1 rRNA gene is annotated in these 449 nt (G+C 47.9%); it reads right to left on the bottom strand.

The annotated features are described in order from the left end of the window. Positions 1–449: ribosomal RNA gene (locus tag ACTHS4_RS11620) — 16S ribosomal RNA — on the bottom strand; the annotation flags it as partial.

The raw sequence follows: 449 nt of genomic DNA, 5'->3' as shown, positions 1-449 counted from the left end.
ATCTAATCCTGTTCGCTACCCACGCTTTCGTCCATCAGCGTCAATCCATTAGTAGTAACCTGTCTTCGCAATTGGTATTCCATGTAATCTCTAAGCATTTCACCGCTACACTACATATTCTAGTTACTTCCTAATAATTCAAGTTTAGCAGTATCAATGGCCGTTCCACCGTTGAGCGATGGGCTTTCACCACTGACTTACTAAACCGCCTACGGACCCTTTAAACCCAATGATTCCGGATAACGCTTGGATCCTCCGTATTACCGCGGCTGCTGGCACGGAGTTAGCCGATCCTTATTCTTACAGTACCGTCAAGTCTCTACACGTAGAGGTGTTTCTTCCTGTATAAAAGCAGTTTACAATCCATAGGACCGTCATCCTGCACGCGGCATGGCTGGATCAGGCTTGCGCCCATTGTCCAATATTCCTCACTGCTGCCCCCCGTAGGC

Source organism: Neisseria sp. P0014.S009 (assembly GCF_051958155.1).
Taxonomy (GTDB): Bacteria; Pseudomonadota; Gammaproteobacteria; order Burkholderiales; family Neisseriaceae; genus Neisseria; species Neisseria flavescens_C.
This window is presented reverse-complemented; position numbering and strand designations above follow the sequence as displayed.